Source organism: Exiguobacterium sp. s56, assembly GCF_018618255.1.
GTDB lineage: Bacteria > Bacillota > Bacilli > Exiguobacteriales > Exiguobacteriaceae > Exiguobacterium > Exiguobacterium chiriqhucha.
On record NZ_JACSLR010000005.1, the window covers coordinates 16,570 to 34,324 of the forward strand.

The 17,755-nt window shown below is 53.1% G+C and carries 16 protein-coding genes; 2 read left to right on the top strand and 14 right to left on the bottom strand.

Annotation, left to right across the window (positions count from 1 at the left end):
* Positions 1–19: 19 nt before the first annotated feature.
* From rpsU to KNP71_RS06620, 7 genes are all read right to left on the bottom strand, one after another.
* Positions 20–214, bottom strand: a complete 195-nt coding sequence (gene rpsU, locus KNP71_RS06590) for a 30S ribosomal protein S21 (RefSeq protein WP_029334745.1) — start codon at positions 212–214, stop codon at positions 20–22.
* Positions 215–291: 77 nt separating this feature from the next.
* On the bottom strand, positions 292–957 hold the full coding sequence (deoC, locus tag KNP71_RS06595) for a deoxyribose-phosphate aldolase (RefSeq protein ID WP_021065682.1): 666 nt from the start codon (positions 955–957) through the stop codon (positions 292–294).
* 91 nt (positions 958–1,048) lie between these two features.
* Positions 1,049–1,927: an EamA family transporter RarD gene (gene rarD, locus KNP71_RS06600; protein WP_021065681.1), complete on the bottom strand. Its 879-nt coding sequence runs from the start codon at positions 1,925–1,927 to the stop codon at positions 1,049–1,051.
* Positions 1,928–2,059: 132 nt separating this feature from the next.
* On the bottom strand, positions 2,060–3,217 hold the full coding sequence (locus tag KNP71_RS06605) for a bifunctional cystathionine gamma-lyase/homocysteine desulfhydrase (RefSeq protein WP_131471278.1): 1,158 nt from the start codon (positions 3,215–3,217) through the stop codon (positions 2,060–2,062).
* A complete protein-coding gene (locus tag KNP71_RS06610; protein ID WP_021065679.1) occupies positions 3,183–4,121 on the bottom strand; it encodes a PLP-dependent cysteine synthase family protein in 939 nt (312 codons plus the stop codon). The genes KNP71_RS06605 and KNP71_RS06610 overlap by 35 nt, the downstream gene beginning before the upstream one ends.
* Positions 4,122–4,589, bottom strand: coding sequence for an S-ribosylhomocysteine lyase (locus tag KNP71_RS06615; protein ID WP_021065678.1), 468 nt, complete (start codon positions 4,587–4,589; stop codon positions 4,122–4,124).
* Positions 4,586–5,230 (bottom strand): class I SAM-dependent methyltransferase, encoded by a 645-nt coding sequence (locus KNP71_RS06620; protein ID WP_131471279.1) that lies wholly within the window; start codon positions 5,228–5,230, stop codon positions 4,586–4,588. Before KNP71_RS06620 ends, KNP71_RS06615 begins: the two co-directional genes overlap by 4 nt.
* Positions 5,231–5,569: 339 nt before the next feature.
* On the opposite strand from KNP71_RS06620, the gene KNP71_RS06625 reads away from it, so the two are divergent.
* Positions 5,570–9,229, top strand: coding sequence for a S8 family serine peptidase (locus KNP71_RS06625; protein WP_131471280.1), 3,660 nt, complete (start codon positions 5,570–5,572; stop codon positions 9,227–9,229).
* Between the two features lie 87 nt (positions 9,230–9,316).
* Here the strand turns inward: KNP71_RS06625 and KNP71_RS06630 are convergent, their stop codons facing one another.
* The 6 genes from KNP71_RS06630 to hrcA form a co-directional block, all read right to left on the bottom strand.
* Positions 9,317–10,063: a 16S rRNA (uracil(1498)-N(3))-methyltransferase gene (locus KNP71_RS06630; RefSeq protein WP_131471281.1), complete on the bottom strand. Its 747-nt coding sequence runs from the start codon at positions 10,061–10,063 to the stop codon at positions 9,317–9,319.
* A 3-nt stretch (positions 10,064–10,066) separates the two neighbouring features.
* On the bottom strand, positions 10,067–11,005 hold the full coding sequence (gene prmA, locus KNP71_RS06635) for a 50S ribosomal protein L11 methyltransferase (protein ID WP_029595213.1): 939 nt from the start codon (positions 11,003–11,005) through the stop codon (positions 10,067–10,069).
* An 18-nt stretch (positions 11,006–11,023) separates the two neighbouring features.
* Entirely contained in the window at positions 11,024–12,133 is a 1,110-nt protein-coding gene (dnaJ, locus tag KNP71_RS06640) for a molecular chaperone DnaJ (protein WP_131471282.1), read from the bottom strand.
* A gap of 109 nt (positions 12,134–12,242) precedes the next feature.
* A complete protein-coding gene (gene dnaK, locus KNP71_RS06645) occupies positions 12,243–14,066 on the bottom strand; it encodes a molecular chaperone DnaK (RefSeq protein ID WP_029595211.1) in 1,824 nt (607 codons plus the stop codon).
* Between the two features lie 29 nt (positions 14,067–14,095).
* Positions 14,096–14,668 (bottom strand): nucleotide exchange factor GrpE, encoded by a 573-nt coding sequence (gene grpE / locus KNP71_RS06650; protein ID WP_029595210.1) that lies wholly within the window; start codon positions 14,666–14,668, stop codon positions 14,096–14,098.
* Between the two features lie 17 nt (positions 14,669–14,685).
* The gene (gene hrcA / locus KNP71_RS06655; RefSeq protein WP_029595209.1) at positions 14,686–15,708 is read right to left on the bottom strand and encodes a heat-inducible transcriptional repressor HrcA; all 1,023 of its coding nucleotides are present in this window, start codon (positions 15,706–15,708) and stop codon (positions 14,686–14,688) included.
* 191 nt (positions 15,709–15,899) lie between these two features.
* Between hrcA and KNP71_RS06660 the strand changes: the two genes are divergently transcribed.
* Positions 15,900–16,505 (top strand): DUF1054 domain-containing protein, encoded by a 606-nt coding sequence (locus KNP71_RS06660; protein WP_131471283.1) that lies wholly within the window; start codon positions 15,900–15,902, stop codon positions 16,503–16,505.
* 38 nt (positions 16,506–16,543) lie between these two features.
* Here the strand turns inward: KNP71_RS06660 and hemW are convergent, their stop codons facing one another.
* Positions 16,544–17,713 carry a radical SAM family heme chaperone HemW gene (hemW, locus tag KNP71_RS06665; protein WP_131471284.1) on the bottom strand — a complete coding sequence of 390 codons (1,170 nt, stop codon included), beginning with the start codon at positions 17,711–17,713 and terminating at the stop codon, positions 16,544–16,546.
* Positions 17,714–17,755 lie beyond the last annotated feature (42 nt).

Sequence of the window (17,755 nt, forward strand, 5' to 3'; positions counted from 1 at the left end):
TCTACAAATGAAACTGAAATTAGAATTTCTTACGCTTACGCGCAGCTTCTGATTTCAATTTACGTTTTACGCTTGGCTTTTCGTAGTGACGACGTTTGCGAACTTCGGCAAGAGTGCCATCTTTCGAAACACCGCGTTTGAAACGACGAAGAGCGTCTTCAAGCGATTCGTTTTTACGGACACGAGTTTCCACTAGTTTTCCCTCCCTCCGAATTACACGACTAAGGAAACGTGTTTCACACGTCATAACATATTATAGTGAAAGTAAGTCGTGCGGTCAACCACTAGTTATTAATAGTCGCTGTCTGAACGTCCGCCTGTAACGATGGCGATTCCAGCTGATGCGCCGATGCGCGTCGCGCCGGCATCAATCATAGCTTGTGCGCCTTCGAAATCACGTACGCCGCCTGAAGCTTTAACGCCGAGATCTGGTCCGACCGTCTCACGCATGAGGCGGATATCTTCTACTGTCGCACCGCCTGTCGAGAAGCCAGTCGACGTTTTCACGAAGTCTGCGCCTGCTTTGACTGAAAGCTCAGCCGCTTTTTTGATTTCTTCTTTCGTAAGGAGGCACGTCTCAAAGATGACTTTAACGAGCGTTCCGTTTGCCGCTTCGACGACAGCGCGGATATCGCGCTCAACGAGATCGAAATCGCCGTCTTTCATGGCACCGATGTTGATGACCATATCGATTTCGCCTGCGCCGTTTGCAATCGCGTCTTTAGTTTCGAACGCTTTCACTTCTGGCGTGTTAGCTCCGAGTGGGAAGCCGATGACCGTACATACTTTGACGTCGTCATCTGATTTGAGTTGTTCCGCCGCGTACTTCACCCATGTCGGGTTGACACAGACGCTTGCGAATTTGTATTCGAGCGCCTCGGCACAAAGTTTTGTGACTTGATCTTTCGTTGTTTCTGCCTTCAAGGCTGTGTGGTCGATATAACGTGCTAATTCCATCGTAAAATTCCTCCTCTGATGTATCGGTCTGACATATAGGTCTGACATCTAACATATTATCATGTTTTCTTGAAATGTAACAGCTTTCAATTCAGACGAGTTGACGGCGTTTCCGCGTCTGGATCCAACTGTTCCAACTAAAGAAGAAAATGGCAATCCATATACATGTGAACGCAAAAACGTGATAGCCCGTGAACGGTTCATTATAGAGAATGACCCCGATTGCGAGACTGAGCGTCGGTGCGATGAACTGAAGAAACCCGACGAGCGTGAACGGGATATGTTGCGCCCCGTACCCGAACAAAAGAAGGGGTAGCGCCGTCATCACGCCTGTCCCGACCAACGCAACCCAAATGACCGGTTCGGTCGTCATCGTCAATCCTCCCTGAGACGTTTGCCAACCCAAGAAAATGATAGCGACCGGAACGACCGCGAGCGTCTCGATGCCGAGGCTAACCGTCGAGGCAAGTGGACGGCGTTTCTTCACCATCCCGTAAAACCCGAACGTACTGGCCAAAATGAACGCGATCCACGGGAACGACCCATACCCGAACGTCAAGACGAGCACGCCGATTGCCGCCACGGTCACCGCCAGCCATTGTACTCGATTTAATGATTCCCGAAAAACAAGCACACCTAACACCATGCTCACGAGCGGATTGATGTAATAGCCGAGTGACGCTTCGATGATATAGCCGTGATTGACCGCCCATATGTAGACGAACCAGTTGGCACTGACGATAAATCCGTTCAACATAAAGGCGTTCCTTGTCGCCCGGTGCCGAAGCGCATAGTTGAACTCGGTCCACTGTTTCGTCCATTTCAAGACAAGTAAGATGAAGAGGAACGACCAGACGATGCGATGGGCCAAGATTTGACCGCTCGGTATTTCCTGCAAAAACTTCCAATAAATCGGTAGGACGCCCCACATGACGTAGGCCCCGACCGTTGGCATGACGCCTTTGTTCACTCTGTTCACCCGCTCTCGTAATCAATTATCGTCAGTGTAGTCGATGCGATTAGGACATTCAAGCGAATTCTTTCACCTTGCACACGACAAAAAGAGGCACGCTCGCGAGCGCACCTCGTATCGCTATGCAACTTAGTTCGGAATCGTCGCCACGGTCGCGAGCGCCTGCTCCAAATCTTCAATCAAATCTTGTACATCTTCAAGGCCGACCGAGATGCGGACGAGTCCGTCCGTAATCCCGAGTTCGAGACGGCGTTCCGCAGGAATTGACGCATGCGTCATCCGAGCTGGTACGCTAATCAAGCTCTCGACCGCGCCGAGACTTTCGGCGAGTGTGAAGTACTTCGTCTTCGCGACGACGAGTTCGGCCGCTTCGGCTGAACCGACGTCGAAGGCGATCATTCCACCGAAACCACGTGCCTGGGACAAGTGGACCCGCTTCGCTTCTTCGCTGCCGACACTCGGATGCAAGACACGGCTGACGGCTTCATGCTTCGTCAAGTAGTCGACGAGCGCGAGCGCGTTCGCTTCAATCGCTTCCATGCGGACCGCGAGCGTCTTGATGCCGCGAACAACGAGGAAGCTGTCTTGTGGTCCAAGTACCGCGCCGACTGAGTTTTGCAAGAACGCCAAACGCTCTCCAAGCTCTTCCGTGCGGGCGACGACGAGACCGGCGACGACGTCGCTATGGCCGCCTAAATATTTTGTGGCGCTATGAAGCACGTAGTCCGCCCCCAATTCGATCGGGTTTTGGAAGTACGGTGTCATGAACGTGTTGTCGACGACGAACAGGACGTCCGCCTTGTCGGCGATGGCGCGGATGAGGCGCATGTCCGTCACGTTCAACAACGGGTTTGTCGGTGTCTCGACGTAAATCATTTTCGTGTTCGGCTGGAGCGCTTCACGGACCGCTTGCGTATCGGCCGTATCGACAAAAGTTGCCTCCAAGCCAAGTGATTGAAATACTCGATTGAATACACGGTACGTTCCCCCATATACGTCAGAACCGACGATGACGTGGTCCCCTGATTTCATTAACATTAAAATCGTCGAGATGGCTGCCATCCCAGAACCGAACGCAAACCCGCTGGCACCGCCCTCGATATCGGCGATGAGCGTCTCAAGTGCCGTCCGTGTCGGGTTGGCCGTCCGCGAATATTCATACCCTTCGCGGAGATTGCCGATGCCGTCTTGCTTATACGTGCTCGTCTGATAAATCGGTGGTGTGACGGCTCCCGTCAACGGGTCCGTTGTTTTACCGCCGTGAATGAGTGCTGTTTTTGTACGCATATTCTGCCTCCTTGACTATTCCTTGACTTAAATAACGTTCAACGCTGTCCGGTAAAATCGTCACGATGACGCCTTCTGTCATCTGAGCCGCTTCTTGTACGCATGCCGCGATGGCCGCTCCGGATGAACTTCCAACGAGCAAACCTTCTTGTTTGGCGAGGTGGGCGACATAATAGAACGCCTCTTCGTCCGTAATCGTGTAAATCCCGTCGACGAGCTCGCGCGGCAAGAACGCCGGCCACGCCTCGACGCCGATGCCTTCTGTCTTGTGCGGCCCTGGTGCTCCACCGTTCAAAATCGACCCTTCCGGCTCGACGACGATCGTCTTCGTCCCGTTCGGCCGCAACTTGCTCGCGACACCTGTAAACGTCCCCCCTGAGCCGGCCCCGGCGATGAACACATCGATGTTCGGCAGGTCGGCCTGAAGCTCGAGCGCGAGCGTGTCGACGTATGCGTCCGGATTATCCGGATTCGAGAACTGTTCCGGCACATAGGCGTCATGTTCGATGGCGAGCTCTTTCGCCCGCGCGATGGCCCCTTTCATCCCGAGCTCCGTCGGCGTGTTGACAACGGTCGCCCCGAGAAGCGCCATGAGCGCTTGCTTCTCTTGACTGAACTTCTCCGGAGTGACGGTCATCAACTTGATGCCGTGACGTTGACAGGCGAGTGCGAGCCCGATCCCGGTGTTCCCGGCCGTCGGTTCGACGACCGTTCCCCCGCGTGCGAGTTGTCCACGTTCAAGCGCCCGTTCAATCAATTGCAGACCGAGCCGATCCTTGACACTACCGCCCGGGTTCATCATCTCGAGCTTGCCGTACACTTTGACACCCGGAGGAACCGGTAACGTCCGCAATTCGAGAAGAGGCGTCTCCCCGATCAATTCATAGACGCTTTGGACAATCATTTACGCTTCGTCCTTGAAGATGATGTGCCACTCGTCACGCTTAGCAAGCATGTCGGCCGCGAGCTTCTTCGCGCCCTCGAAATCGTGATGGTTCGCGCTGCCGCATTGAATCGGGTTTTGCGCTGGAAGTTCTGTCGCATTTGCTGCATCGCGGAGTGTCGCTTCGACGAGGTCGAGCATCGCTTCGTAATCCCCATCGTTCAACATCGTCCAATAGAAGCCTGTCTGGCAACCCATCGGCGAGACGTCGATGATTTGATTCGAGTGGCTGCGGCTGTTCTCGGCAATCAAGTGCTCGAGCGAATGGACGGCGCGCATCGGCATAAGCCCTTCGTTCGGTTGAATGAAGCGAATGTCATATTTATAAATCGTATCGGCCGTCCCTTTCTTCACTCCAGCTAAACGGACGTAAGGCGCTTGTACTTTTGTATGGTCTAAATTAAAGCTTTCGACTTTATAACTTTTCATGATTGAGTTCCTCCTGATTGTTTCGTGGCCACGACGAGCCAGACGAATTTATTTTTTTGCGTGAGCGTAACCGTATAGCCGTTTGCTTCGAGCATCGCTTGAATCGTCTGGGTATATGGATAAAACTCTCGATTCAAATCCTCGAGTAAATCGGTATAGCCGTTCGCTTCGGCCCAGTCCAAGATGTCCCGTTTCGCTGTTTGCGAGGCGAACATCGTATCGAGCAAGACGAAGCGCGGGGCGTCGAGGTGTTCGACGTAACTTCGAATCGCCGTCCGTTTCTCATCATCCGTCAAATGATGGAACGCATAGGATGACACGATTGTATCGACCTGTTGATCCGTCGGATAGTTGAGAAAGTCACCGTCGACGATATCGAGCTGTAACTTCTCGGCCGCGACGGCCCGCATTTCCGGAGACGGTTCGACCGAAATCAATTCGTGGCGCTCCAAGATTTTTGCACTCAAGTTCCCTGTCCCGCTTCCGAATTCCATGACCCGGCCTTCTAATTGGTCGACGACCTCGTTGAGCATCGTCTCGTACCCGGCGAACACTTCACGATACTGTTCGTCATGTCCGGTCACGGTCGCGTCATATTCTGACGCCCATTCCTTAAAAATGTCCATGAATTGTAATCCCATGTTGTCACCCCATCATCTTTATTCCGACTATATCGATAAGTTTTATATGATTTATCTACTACAGACTGTATCAACTTTAGATTAAAATCTCAAGCGAATTGCCCATATTGTTTGAGAGAGATGAATTATTTATTGTTAATCCGATGAAAGAGTCAGGAAATGAGAAAAGACCTATCCACATTTTAACGTGGATAGGTCCAAAGTAATTGTCAGAATCTTTTAATTTGTTCAAATTCATTACCCTATCGTTTAAAAAATAGGAAGAATTTTGGTTTGAAATCCGCTATCATTTTCCACAAATGGATTTATTTTTTCAAAAAACGATTGGAGGATACTAAATTGCCACAACCGAAATTTTATTTGAACGTCTCCCTCGCGACTTGCCTCGCGTTGACGCCCGGCCTACTCGGCCTCGGCGCAGAACCTGTCCTAGCCAAGCCATCTGTCAAACAAAGCGTGAGCTCGACCGACAAACATGAGAAATTGCGCGTCGTCGTCGAACTTGTCGGTGCCCCAGCAATCGAACAAGCAAAGAAAAAGGGTAAAAAGTTTAACGAGTTGACGAAAACGGAGAAAGACGGCGCTCAAAAGCTCGTCAAAGCCGAACAAAAGAAAGCGAAAGCTGCCATCTCGAAAAAAGGCGTCAAGGCCGTGACGCTCGAAGAGTTCACGACCGTCTTCAACGGTTTCAGTACGATGCTCACAGCGACCGACGTCAAAAAGGTCGAGGCGTTGCCTGAAGTCGCAAGCGTCCACGTCGTCAACGAGTACGAACGTCCAGAAGTCAAACCGGACATGGTCACGAGTAATGGCATGGTCCAATCACAGCAGACGTGGGGCGATTACGGGTTCACGGGCGAAGGGACGATCGTCGCTGTCATCGATACAGGCGTTGACGCCGACCACCGTGACTTCCGTCTTACGGATGATTCAAAAGCCGAGTTGTCTCAAACAGAAGTCGAGACGGCCGTCAGCACGTTCGGCATGCCTGGAGCTTACATAAACGAGAAAGTCCCATACGCTTATAACTATTATGATGAGAACGATGATATCCGTGACGATTCACCTGGCGCCTCGATGCACGGGATGCACGTCTCGGGTACTGTCGCCGCCAACGGGGATGAAGCGGCCGGTGGCTTGAAAGGTGTCGCTCCTGAGGCACAAGTGCTCGGGCTCAAAGTATTCAGTAACGACCCGAACTATGCTTCGACATACGGCGATATCTACATTAAAGCCATCGATGACGCCATCAAACTCGGTGCGGACGTCATCAACATGAGTCTCGGCTCAACGGCCGGATTCGTCGATGCCGACTCACCGGAACAACAAGCCGTCCAACGTGCCGTCGATAACGGTGTCTTCATGTCGATTTCGGCTGGAAACTCGGCTTACTTCGGCAACGGTTACGACCTTCCGTACGCCGATAATCCGGACACGGGCGTCGTCGGTGCCCCGAGTGTCAGCTCGGCGTCGACATCCGTCGCTTCGCTCGAGAACGATCAAATTCAATTGGACGCGTTCTCAGTCAAGTCGGGTGACGCCACTGACAAAATCGGTTGGAAAAAACAAGACGGTCCTGCCTTCACGCAAGGCAATTACGACCTCGTTTACGTCGGCGACGGCCAACCGAGCCAATACGTCGGAAAAGACGTTAAAGGAAAAATCGTCCTCGCGGTTCGCGACGGCAGTTACTTCTATTCAAACATTCAACAGACAGCCGAAGCGAACGGCGCAGCTGGCGTCATTGTCCGTGGAGCTGTCGGTCACGGCGATTATGTGAGCATGGCATTGGCCAACCCGAAAATCCCGATGGCCTCGCTTAGCATCAAAGACGGGAACACGTTGCAACAACGTCTCCTCGCTGGTGAACAGATGACAATCGGCTTTGCCGGCGATCGCCTCAGTGTCACGAACGGCGCGGCCGGTCAGCTCTCGAACTTCACGTCGTGGGGCATGACGCCAAACCTCGACTTCAAGCCAGAGATTTCAGCACCGGGCGGACAGATCTTCTCGACGTTGAACGATAACCAGTACGGCTTGATGAGCGGTACATCGATGGCTGCCCCACACGTGGCCGGCGGAGCTGCCCTCGTCCTCGAACGCGTCGACCGCGACTTCAATTTGACAGGAACAGCACGCGTCACGATGGCGAAGAACTTGCTCATCAACACATCGAAAGCTGTCACGGATATCGGACCGCTCAACAAACAGTTACAACAAAACCTCCCTTACACGCCGCGTCGTGGTGGAGCTGGTCTCATGCAATTGCATGCTGCCGTCTCGACACCGGCAATCGCGTACGAGAAGAAGACGAAAGAAGCGAAAGTCGCGCTTAAGGAATTGAACCGCAGCAAGGCGACGTTCACGCTTGTCGTCGAGAACTTGTCGGACAAGGCCGTGTCGTATAACGTGTCTTCGTCACTCCAGACCGACCTCGCTATCGAGCAGACGGCCGGACTCGTTCAGAACGCGATGGAAGCCCAAGCGCTCGAGAATGCAAAAGTGACCGTCAACGGTAAAAAAGTATCGAAAGTCAATGTGAAACCAAATCAAAAAGTTGAATTGAAAATCGCGCTCGATGTCTCGAAAGCAAAAGTGCTCAATCCGAAAACACTCGACGGTCTCGTGCCGGCGAAAGACGTCTTCGAGAACGGTTACTTCGTTGATGGATTCGTCCGCTTGACGGACGTCAACGGTCCTGAGGGCAACCCGTCACTCGTCGTACCGTTCGTCGGTTTCGAAGGAGACTGGGGCAAGGCGCCAATCTTCGATGCCTCCATCTATGAAGACGGCTCGTTCTACGAAGTATCAGGTATGGTCGATCAAACAGGGAACTATCTCGGTTCGAACCTTGACGAATCGGTCTCTGCCGACGCAATCGCCTTCTCACCAGACAAAGATGGCTCAAAAGACGTTGCCGTACCGGTGTTCTCGTTGCTCCGTAACGCCAAGGACGTCAAATATCGCATCGTCGACGAGGCCGGCAATGTCGTCCGGACGTTGTTCCAAGACGAAGAACTTCGCAAGAACTACTTTGACGGCGGTGCCAACACACCTTATTACTACTCGGCCGCTTACACATGGGATGGCCAGTTGAACGGCAAGCCAGCCCCGGCCGGCAAGTACTTCTATGAAATCGAAGGAAGCATCGATTACATGAAGAAACAAGCCCAAACGCTTCGCTTCCCAGTCAAAGTCGATTACACGGACCCGACGTTCACGACGAAATGGCAAGGGGAAAGCTTGGCAGTCCAAGCGAAAGATGAATTCTCAGGCATCCATTCGGTCGAATATTTCTTGAACGGGAAATCCGTCGCCAAACAAGCGGACGGTAAGGCTTACACGTTCGCAGGCGTCAGTGACACCGATCAAGTCAGCATTCGCGTCACAGACCACGCTGGCAACAGCACGACGAAGACGGTCGCTTACTCAACAGACGCGGATAAGCCGGGCGTGTTCGTGAACGCCCCGCTCGCTTTGACGCCATACGCGACATCGGACATCCCGGTATCTGGAACGATTCAAGATGCATCTGCGATCCAGTCGTTCCAAGTCGACGGTGTTGACGTACCGCTCACATGGGACGATGCGAAGAAAGAACACGTCTTCAACACGACGCGGACGTTTGCGGACGGTGTCCATAAGTTGCGGTTCGTCGCCGAGGATGCGGCTGGAAACGTGACCAACTTCCAACGTGCGATTTTTGTGGATACGACACCAGCCAGCATCGAACTTGGAAAACTACCGAAAAAAATCGGTAAAAAACAATCGACGGTCAACGTCTCTGTAACGGTGAAAGACAACTTCGACGAAGTGAAACTTCTCGTCAACGGCGACTTGAAATTCAGCCAAGCGCTGAAAGAACCGTATGAGATGCGTTCATTCGCGAAAACACAGACGGTCACGCTTCCTGTGACGTCAGGTGAGAACACGTTCACGTTCGAGGCGACCGACCTCGCCGGCAACGTGACGACGAAGACGATCACACTCGTCAAATAATAATTCGACAGGCTCGCGCCCAAATCGCGAGCCTGTTTTTTCTAGGTACAAAAACGGCTCCCGCATCCGCGAGAGCCGTTTGATGTGTTAATTCAATTCGAGCGCATATGAGACAGCGGCGAGCGCATAGAGCGGCGCCGTCTCCGAACGCAAGATGCGTGGTCCGAAAGCACAGGCCTGTGCCCCGCGTTCCGTCCACTCATTCACTTCACTTTCGTCAAAGCCGCCTTCCGGCCCGACGATGAGCAGGAGCTTCGCCCCAGGTCGAAGTGCTTTCAACACCGTCGCAAACGCTGCTTGCTCCCCTTGCTTCGCTTGTTCTTCATAGGCGATGACGACGGCATCGAACGAATCGATGCGGTCCGTCAGTTCCCGTGGTGTGATGTGTTGGCACATCGGAACGACGGCGCGGTACGACTGTTCGGCCGCTTCCTGCATGATTTTCTGGAGCCGTTCGACTTTTTTCGGTGCCTTTTTGGCGTCCCATTTGGCGACCGAGCGCTTCGATTCGAACACCCAGAAGTGATGCATGCCGAGCTCAGTCCCTTTTTGGGCGACGAGTTCGACTTTATCGCCTTTCGGAAGCGCATAGGCGAGCGTCACGTCGACGGGAAGTTCGGTCGTCGCTTGACGGCGTTCGAGCACCCGGGCCGTGCCCGTCTTCTTCTCGAGCGTCACGACCTCAGCCTCATATTCGAGGCCGGTACCGTCTAAAAGCACCATGCGATAACCGGGCGTCTCCCGGAGCACTGTCCCGATATGATGGACGACGTCGGCCGGTAAGGTGGCCGTGTCATTAACAAATGACTCACGCGGTAAAAAGTATCGTTGCATGGCTCATCCTTTCTTCGCGATGATGGCGACCCAGTCTTCCATGACCCGTGTCTCTTCAATCGCGAATCCGGACGCCTTGAGCGCCTCTGTCACCTCGGCCCGCTTCTGTCCTATAATACCCGACGTGATGAAGTAGCCGCCCGGTTTGACGCGCGCATATGCATCATCGATGAACAGCATGATGACGTCGGCCAAAATATTGGCGACGACGAGGTCATACTCCCCCGTCATCCCTTTCAACAAGTCACCCGTCTTCACGTCGATGACGTTGCCGACACCGTTCGTCTCGACGTTTTGACGCGCCGATTCGACGGCGACCGCATCCAAATCGAGTGCCTCGACTCGTTCGGCCCCAAGCTTCGCAGCAGCGATGGCGAGGACACCTGAACCCGTGCCGACATCAATCAATCGGTCACCCGGTCGGATATAGTTCTCGATCGCCTGAATGCAGAGCATCGTCGTCGGATGCGTCCCCGTCCCGAACGCCATACCCGGATCGAGTAAGATGACGTTCTCTTCCGGTTGTGGCTCATAATCTTCCCAAAGCGGAACGATCGTCAAATGTTGTGAGATTTTGACGGGCTTGTAGTACTGCTTCCACGAATGGGCCCAGTCCTCTTCGTCCATCTCGACGACCGTCACGTCACCGGTGCCGATATCGAGCACATGACGCAAGCCATCCACTTCTTTTTTGAACGCAGCGAGCGTGTCTTGAAAATCACCTGAGGCCGGTACGTATGCTTTCACATAAACACCGGACGTCGGATACGATTCACGGCCCGACACGTCCCAAATCTCGCCGAAATGGTCTTCGGCCATCATCTGGTCGTAATCTTCGACGTCCTCGATGACGACCCCTTGTGCCCCCACTTCATGTAGTAAATTCGATACGGCTTCGACTGCCTGCTGTGTCGTGTGGACACAAATTTCAGACCATTTCATTGTTTGAACACGCTCCTTTTACTGGCTAAAAAACTTCTTCATCTTTTGGAACAGGCCGTGTTGTTCTTCGACGCCTGCTTCTCCGCTAATCTCTTCGAATTCACGGAGCAATTCTTTTTGACGGTCGGTCATATTCGTCGGCGTCATGATGACGATATTGACGTACTGGTCGCCATTGCCGCCGCCGCGGACGCTCGGCATCCCTTTGCCGCGCAACCGGAATCGCGAACCGGTCTGCGTGCCGGCTGGAACTTTCAAACTCACTTTGCCGTGGACGGTCGGAACTTCGAGTTCCGCGCCGAGTGCGGCCTGGGCGAACGTGACCGGCATCTCCATCGTGATATGTTGGTCGACCCGTTCAAAGATTTCATGCGCCCGGACGCGAACGACAATATACAGGTCGCCGGCTGGGCCGCCGTTAAAGCCAGGACCGCCTTTGCCTGATAGACGGATTTGTTGGCCGTTGTCGATTCCAGCTGGAATCTTGACTTCGACTTGCTTCTGTTTCTTCACATGGCCAGAGCCGTGACACGTCTCACATTTTTCTTTAATCGTCTTCCCGCTTCCGTGACATTGGCTACACGTCCGTTGATTGACCATCCGGCCGAGAATCGTGTTCTGTTCGACCGTCTCGACACCGCTGCCGCCACAACGGCTGCACGTATCCGGTTTTGTTCCCGGTTTGGCGCCGCTGCCCATGCACGTGTCGCATTCGACTTCAATCTCAAGATCGATGATTTCCGTCTTGCCGGTCACACTCTCCATGAAATCGAGGTCGACGACGTATTGATAGTCTTCCCCGCGTCGTGGAGCGTTCGGGTCTTGACGACGTCCCCCACCGCCACCGAAGAACATGTCGAAGATGTCACCGAAGCCGCCTTGGAAGTCGCCACCGCCGCCGAATTGGCTGGCCCCTTCAAAACCGAAACGGTCGTATTGGGCCCGTTTCTGTTCGTCTGACAATACTTCGTATGCTTCACCGAGCTCTTTGAACTTGTCGGCCGCATCCGGCTCTTGGTTGATGTCAGGGTGATACTGGCGTGCCAGCTTGCGATAAGCACGTTTGATGTCTTGTGCCGAGGCCGATTTATCTAGGCCAAGCACTTCATAATAATCTCGTTTCGCCACGTTACTCTCTCCTCTACACTGTCTAAACTAAAATTCTACCGAATCTACCTTAACATGGAAAGAGCCAAAGCAGAAACCTGCTTTGGCGCTCTCCTCTCTATCGGTTGCCTTATTTGCGATCGTCGAGATCTTCAAACTCAGCGTCAACGACGTTGTCGTCTTTCGCTTCCGTCTGCGTCTCTGCACCTTCAGCACCTTGCTGTTCAGCCATGTTCGCATATACTTTTTGCGTCAACTCTTGCACGACGTTCGACAATTCGTCTTTCGCCGTACGGAGGGCTTCGAGGTCTGTGCCTTCGAGTGCCGTTTTCGCTTTTTCTTTCGCAGCTTCAGCGCGCTCTTTGTCCGTAGCGTCGACTTTGTCGCCGAGGTCTTTGATCGCCTTGTCCGTTGCGAAGACGAGTTGGTCTGTCTCGTTGCGGAGTTCAGCTTCTTCTTTACGTTGTTTGTCAGCTTCCGCGTTCGCTTCCGCTTCTTTTACCATACGCTCGATTTCAGCCTCGTCGATCCCTGAAGACGATTGAATCGTGATGGACTGTTCTTTGTTCGTACCGAGGTCTTTCGCCGATACGTGAACGATTCCGTTCGCATCGATGTCGAATTTGACTTCGATTTGTGGCACGCCACGTGGTGCCGGCGGAATGTCCGTCAACTGGAAGCGACCGAGTGTCTTGTTGTCTGGTGCCATCGGACGTTCCCCTTGGAGGACGTGGATGTCTACCGCTGGCTGGCTGTCAGCCGCCGTCGAGAAGACTTGTGATTTCGAAGTCGGGATCGTCGTGTTGCGATCGATCAACTTCGTCATCACGCCACCCATCGTCTCGATACCGAGCGAGAGCGGAGTCACGTCGAGAAGGACGACGTCTTTGACGTCACCGGCAAGGACGCCACCTTGGATTGCGGCACCGAGGGCGACGACTTCATCCGGGTTCACGCCTTTGAACGGCTCTTTCTTCGTGAAGTCGTGAATCGCTTTTTGAACCGCTGGGATACGTGTCGAACCACCGACGAGGATGATCTTGTCGAGGTCAGACGGTGTAAGACCTGAGTCTTTCAACGCGCGGCGTGTCGGCTCCATCGTGCGCTCGACGAGGTCGGCTGTCAACTCTTCGAATTTCGCACGTGTGAGTGTCGTTTCAAGGTGAAGCGGACCAGCTGCTCCGGCCGTGATGAACGGAAGGCTGATGTGCGCGCTCGTCACACCAGAAAGGTCTTTCTTCGCTTTCTCGGCTGCATCTTTCAAACGTTGAAGCGCCATCTTGTCTTGAGCGAGGTCGATGCCGTTCTCTTTTTTGAATTCTGCCACGAGATAGTCGATGACTTTTTGGTCAAAGTCGTCACCACCGAGACGGTTGTCCCCTGCTGTTGCGACAACTTCGAAGACGCCGTCGCCAAGTTCGAGAATCGAGACGTCGAACGTACCGCCACCGAGGTCATAAATCAAGATCGTGTGGTCTTCACCTTTATCGAGACCGTAAGCGAGTGCAGCTGCCGTCGGCTCGTTGATGATTCGTTTGACGTCGAGACCAGCGATTTTCCCTGCATCTTTCGTCGCTTGACGCTCCGCATCGTTGAAGTAGGCAGGAACAGTGATGACTGCTTCCGTCACCGTTTCACCGAGGTAGTCTTCTGCATCTTTTTTCAATTTCTGCAAAATGATTGCCGAGATTTCTTGCGGCGTGAATTTCTTGCCGTCAACTTCGACCGTATGCGACGTTCCCATGTGACGCTTAATCGATTGAATCGTGTTCGGGTTCGTGATCGCTTGACGTTTCGCTACTTCTCCGACTTGACGCTCTTCGCCTTTGAATGCGACGACAGATGGTGTCGTACGGTTCCCTTCTGCGTTCGAGATGACGACTGCTTCGCCACCTTCCATAACTGCCACACATGAGTTCGTTGTACCTAAGTCAATTCCGATAATTTTACCCATTGTCTATTCCTCCATCTAATTAAGTAATGTTATTCTGAGACTTTTACCATGCTCGGACGAATGACGCGTCCGTGCATCGTGTACCCTTTTTGAAGCTCCATCGTCACGATGCCCGATTCGAACTCATCGCTCGGCTCTTGCATGACCGCTTGATGATAGTTCGGGTCGAACGGTTGGCCAACCGCTTCAATCACTTCGACGTTCTCACCGTTCAAGACGTCGAGTAACTGGCGGTGAATCATGTCGACGCCCGCTTGAATCTGCTTGGCGTCGTCCGAAGTCGCCTCGACTTGGAGCGCGCGCTCGAAGTTATCGATGAGCGGAATCAACTTCTCGACGACCGTCTGTGACGCGAACTTCACGCGTTTCGCGTTCTCTTCGTTCGTCCGACGACGGAAGTTATCAAAGTCCGCACGGATGCGGAGCTCGCTCGCTTTGAGTGCATCGATTTCTTTTTGTAAATCCGTCCCTTCAGAAGTTTCTTCCACAAACTCAACATTTGAAACCTCTTCTGCTTCGACAGCCTCTGTCTGTTTCGGATCAAAATCTTTTTCTTCGAGCACTTCTTCTGGTTCAGGCCCGTTTTGTTTGTCAGTTGTCATAATGAGGCTCCTTTCCATCACTCTTCTAATTTCGTTCGCCTTAACGCCTCAATGATTTGTCCCATCATTTGGACACCGTGTCGATAGTCCATCCGGGTCGGTCCAATCATGGCGATTGTCCCGAACGTCTTCCCGTCGAGCGTATAGTCGGACGTGATGACGCTACAATTTTGAAGCGCGACGATGCCATTCTCGCTACCAATGCTCACATAAATCTCGCGGTTTGGCAACGATTCGAGCCAGTCGGTCAACCGTTCCTGTTCATCGATCCATTCGAGGAACGGACGCAACGTGTCGAGCGTCTGAAACTCAGGTTGGTTGAAGATGTTCTTCTTCCCCCCTAGATATAGCGAAGCAGGATGTTGGACTTCGACGGTCGATTGAATGAGTTGCATCATGAACTCAAATTGTTCCTGGTGCGCGAGTCGAAGTTTGGCCACTTCTTCCCCGATTCGGAACTTTAGCTGACCGAGTGGAGTCCCTTTGAGACGATCGTTCAAGAAACGAATCGTCTGTTCGACCAAGTCAGGCGCCATCGGAGAGTCGAATACGACCGTCCGATGTTCGACGTGGCCTTGATCGGTCACGATCAAGACGACGCCGCGCCGTTCGTCGAGCGGCATCAAGTCGATTCGGGCCAGGCGATTCATCTGGCTGTTCGGACCGAGTGCCACCGTCGTATAGTTGGTCAAATCAGAGAGCAGGTCAGCGGCTTGACGGATGAGCACTTCCGACTCTTGGGCCGAAGCGCGCAGTCGTTCACCGAGACGATACGTCTCGCGCTCGTCGATGATTTTCGTCTCGACGAGATGGTCGACATAATACCGATAGCCGATTTCGGACGGGATTCGTCCGGCCGACGTATGCGGCTTTTCAATCAAACCCATGTCTTCTAAATCGGCCATGTCGTTACGGATCGTCGCCGAACTGAATGATAAGTCATCCCGCTTCGATAACGTCCGCGACCCGACCGGTTGAGCCGTCTGAATATAATCATCGATGATCGCTCGTAAAATGAGCAATTGTCTCTCTGTCAGCACAACATCACTCCTCTCTGAAGGATTGGCCTCGCTTTATTAGCACTCATATTTACTGAGTGCTAATCACACTTCAAATATTATCATGTTCTCCTTATTTGTCAATTCATTTGGCTCATTTTTTCCAGTCCGTTCAAGCGTTCGGATATGCATGTTTCGTCAACATTCGGTATGATACGAAATGAGGTGATTAGATGTTTACAACACAACAATTCGACGTATTCACGCAAGACGGACTCGACGCCCGGATGGCCGGGATCCGCTCAGAGATTCAACCGCTGTTCCACCGGATTTATGACGAGGTCGGGCCTCAGCTCGAAGCCGACGTCGGCATCCCGCTCTATTTACATGTCGCCAAGCATGCCCGCCGGACGGTCAATCCGCCGAAGGACACGTGGATGGCGATCTGCCATGACAAACGCGGCTATAAGAAACATCCCCATTTCCAGGTCGGCTTATTCGACGACCGCGTCTTCGTCTGGCTCGCCTTCATCTATGAGATGCCGAACAAGGAAGCAATCGGCCGCCGGCTTATGGCACTCGACTTCAAATCGGATTTCCCTGACTTCCATATCGCCGGGGACCATATGAAGAAAGACGCGTTTTTAATCGAGGATATGTCAACCGAATCGATTGAGACGATGACGGAACGCTTCGCGACCGTGAAGAAAGCTGACTTCTTAATCGGCCGCCAACTTCCGGCCGATGCGTCGATCCTTCAAAACGAAGCCGCCTTCCTGGCGCTCGTCGAGGATACGTTCAGCCGGCTCATGCCGATTTATCGAGACCTAGTCTTATAAACAATCAAGGGCGGACCCAAGTCGGGTCCGCCCTATTTTTATGATAATGAAGGTTGATCGTGAGCGTCATTCACACGCGCTTCACCGATGAAGGCCGCGAACGCCTCATTGGCGAGCGGGAGTCCCGACTCGGTCAAGCGGACGTGTGTGTCCGTCGTCTCAATCAACCGCTTCGCCTCGAGCTCCGTCAAGACGTGCCCGAACACCGAACGCATCGATACACCGTACTTCGACTCGAACGTCGCAAACGACACGCCTTGGCGCATCCGGAGTCCGAGGAACAGTTCTTCTTCCATCTTCTCGAATATCTCGAGCGTCGTCGTATTGCGGACCGGTAACCCTTCCGCTTTGATATAGTGCGGAATCGGGGCGATGTTCGCCCGACGTTCCCCGTTCAAATAACTATGCGCGCCGGCGCCGAAGCCGTAATACTCTTCATTGCGCCAGTACACTTGGTTATGACGGCTCTCCCGCCCTTCGAGGCTATAGTTTGAAATCTCATATTGTTTCAATCCACGCCGTTCGAGCGTCTCCATCACTTTCAAATACATCGCGACTTCAATGTCCTCGCCCGGAAGGCGCAGCTTCCCTTTTCGCTCTTGAATCGCGAACACGGTGTGCGGCTCGAGAATCAACGAATAGGAAGACACGTGTTGAATCGGGAGCTCGAACGCCAAGTCGAGGTCGCGCTCAATCTGCTCGAGCGTCTGTTCCGGCAAACCGAACATCAAGTCAATCGAGATGTTATCGAATCGCTTCGCAGCTTCCGTCACGGTCGCAAACACGTCATCGGCCCGGTGCGTCCGTCCGATGCGCTCGAGTCCGCCGTCGTCGAACGTTTGGACGCCGAAACTGACGCGGTTGACCCCTCCTTGCTTCATCGTGTCGAGTTTCTCCGCACTGACGAAGTTCGGGTTCGCCTCGACCGAATACTCCAAATTCGGAGACGCGAGCGGGAGCAGATGACGCGCGACCATATCCATGAGTCGTTTCATCTGCGCCTCATTGAGCGCCGTCGGTGTCCCACCGCCGATAAAGATCGTCTCGATCGTATCGGTCGGATATTGTTCGAGCGAGAGGATGATTTCCCGTTCAAGTGCATCTAAATAGTCATCAACCGGTTGGTTCTTTAAGAACACCTTGTTGAAATCACAGTAATAACAAATATGTTCACAAAATGGAATGTGAAGATATACGGCTTTAGCCATGGCGGCCACCCCTTTCTTCTCTTCCATTTATAACGCTTTTCA

Coding starts and splice junctions, on each gene's coding strand:
- deoC (WP_021065682.1), bottom strand. CDS start 957: ATGGAATTAGCACGTTATATCGACCACACAGCCTTGAAGGCAGAAACA.
- KNP71_RS06605 (WP_131471278.1), bottom strand. CDS start 3,217: ATGCGTACAAAAACAGCACTCATTCACGGCGGTAAAACAACGGACCCG.
- KNP71_RS06610 (WP_021065679.1), bottom strand. CDS start 4,121: ATGATTGTCCAAAGCGTCTATGAATTGATCGGGGAGACGCCTCTTCTC.
- KNP71_RS06615 (WP_021065678.1), bottom strand. CDS start 4,589: ATGAAAAGTTATAAAGTCGAAAGCTTTAATTTAGACCATACAAAAGTA.
- KNP71_RS06620 (WP_131471279.1), bottom strand. CDS start 5,230: ATGGGATTACAATTCATGGACATTTTTAAGGAATGGGCGTCAGAATAT.
- KNP71_RS06630 (WP_131471281.1), bottom strand. CDS start 10,063: ATGCAACGATACTTTTTACCGCGTGAGTCATTTGTTAATGACACGGCC.
- prmA (WP_029595213.1), bottom strand. CDS start 11,005: ATGAAATGGTCTGAAATTTGTGTCCACACGACACAGCAGGCAGTCGAA.
- dnaK (WP_029595211.1), bottom strand. CDS start 14,066: ATGGGTAAAATTATCGGAATTGACTTAGGTACAACGAACTCATGTGTG.
- grpE (WP_029595210.1), bottom strand. CDS start 14,668: ATGACAACTGACAAACAAAACGGGCCTGAACCAGAAGAAGTGCTCGAA.
- KNP71_RS06660 (WP_131471283.1), top strand. CDS start 15,900: ATGTTTACAACACAACAATTCGACGTATTCACGCAAGACGGACTCGAC.
- hemW (WP_131471284.1), bottom strand. CDS start 17,713: ATGGCTAAAGCCGTATATCTTCACATTCCATTTTGTGAACATATTTGT.